This window comes from Alcaligenes sp. Marseille-Q7550 (genome assembly GCF_965112015.1).
On record NZ_CBCOPU010000011.1, the window covers coordinates 1 to 1,692 of the forward strand.

Consider the following 1,692-nt stretch of genomic DNA (forward strand, 5'->3'; position numbering starts at 1 on the left):
TTCGGTACAGTACCGGTACAGTGACCAGTTTTCACCGATTCAGGAAAAATACGCCAACCTACTGATTCACAAGTAGTTTTACCTATTTCAACCTACGCGAGAATTCGCCCCATTTGCCTGTACGAACACTGTAGATCCCCAACTCAAAATCCCCCGCCGCAAGGCGTGCCGGTTCGATTCCGGCCCCGGGCACCATCCCCAAATCTTCTGCTAATTCAAGCCATTAGAAGCTTTCGCAGTACAAGCCCCGCACCGGGGGTTTTCCTAAAATTGTGGTCAGGTACAGTTTCGGTACAGTGATGCGGCGCTAGCCCCATACGGAGTACTCATGGCTACGATTGTTAAGACGTCCTCGAGCACTTGGAAAGCCCTCATTCGCAAGACTGGCTGGCCGGCCACGGCCAAGACGTTCCGCACCAAGCGGGATGCCGAAGACTGGGCGCGCCGTACCGAAGACGAAATGGTGCGCGGCGTATACATCCAGCGGGCGCCGGCCGAGCGCATGACCGTCGAAGCGGCACTGACCCGCTACCTCAAGGAAGTCACGCCCACCAAGCGGGCCTCGACCCAAGCCGGCGAACACAAGAAAGCACAGGTCATCATCCGCCACCTTGGCAAGTACTCGCTGGCAGCCCTGAACGCTGAGATCGTGGCGCAGTTCCGTGACATGCGACTGGCGGGCGACCCGGACGAGAATGGCAAGCTACGGCCTCGCAGTAACAACACGGTACGCTTGGAACTGGCACTGCTGGGCCACCTGTTCACCGTCGCGATCAAGGAATGGGGCATCGGCCTGCCCTTCAATCCCGTGTCCAACATTCGCCGCCCTGCCCCAGGCTCGGGCCGCAACCGGCGCTTGACTCCCGCAGAACAGACCCGCCTGCTACAAGCCGTGGACAGGCACTCCAACCCGATGTTCGGATGGATCGTCCGCATTGCCGTTCAAACCGGCATGCGGCTGTCCGAGATTGCGACGCTGCGTATTCGGCAAGTGGACATCGAGCGGCGAGTCGTTCGGCTGGAGCACACCAAGAACTCTTCGCCTCGTACCGTCCCGCTGACTGCCGAGGCAACGCGCGTGTACACCGAGGTCCCCCCCAACCCCGTGCGCCCCGCCGAAACCGAACTGGTGTTCTTCGGCGAACCCGGCCGGGATGGCATACGACGCCCCTACCTGTTCGACAAAGCATGGACCGATGCCAAGCGAGCAGCGGGCGTTGAAGACTTCCGCTTTCACGACCTGCGACACGAGGCTGTCAGCCGGTTCGTGGAAGCCGGCTTGAGCGATCAGGAGGTGTCGGCCATCAGCGGCCACAAGTCGATGCAGATGCTCAAGCGCTACACGCATCTTCGCGCGGAGGATCTGGTGCAGAAGCTGGACCGCATCACTGCAACAACAACCGCAGCCGCCGTGACAAAGGATCTAGACACATCTCAACGTCCCTGAGGGCGAACCAGCAGGTTGCGTCCTATGGTCGTCGTGTCGCCTTCTTGGGCTTACACCTTTTTTTAACGATTAGCGCCGGATCCACGTCAATCTTTGCAAGATGCACCTTGTAATCAAGAGCACGAAGCGTCTTGAGCGCATTTCTCAGGGTCACTTTTGAGAAGAATGGCAATTCGGTGGGCAACGTCTTAGTGGTCGCGATTGCATATACGATAGTGTATCCGGCCGCCTGCGGTCTTATCTCG

General features: G+C 59.0%; 2 protein-coding genes. One reads left to right on the forward strand and one right to left on the reverse strand.

Translation table 11 applies throughout. The features are described from left to right. Positions 1-328: 328 nt before the first annotated feature. A complete protein-coding gene (locus ACWPWO_RS18680) occupies positions 329-1,447 on the forward strand; it encodes a site-specific integrase (protein ID WP_454007875.1) in 1,119 nt (372 codons plus the stop codon). Between the two features lie 22 nt (positions 1,448-1,469). Here ACWPWO_RS18680 and ACWPWO_RS18685 read toward each other — a convergent pair whose 3' ends face one another. Further along, positions 1,470-1,688: a TIGR04141 family sporadically distributed protein gene (locus tag ACWPWO_RS18685; RefSeq protein WP_454007876.1), complete on the reverse strand. Its 219-nt coding sequence runs from the start codon at positions 1,686-1,688 to the stop codon at positions 1,470-1,472. Positions 1,689-1,692: the final 4 nt, after the last annotated feature.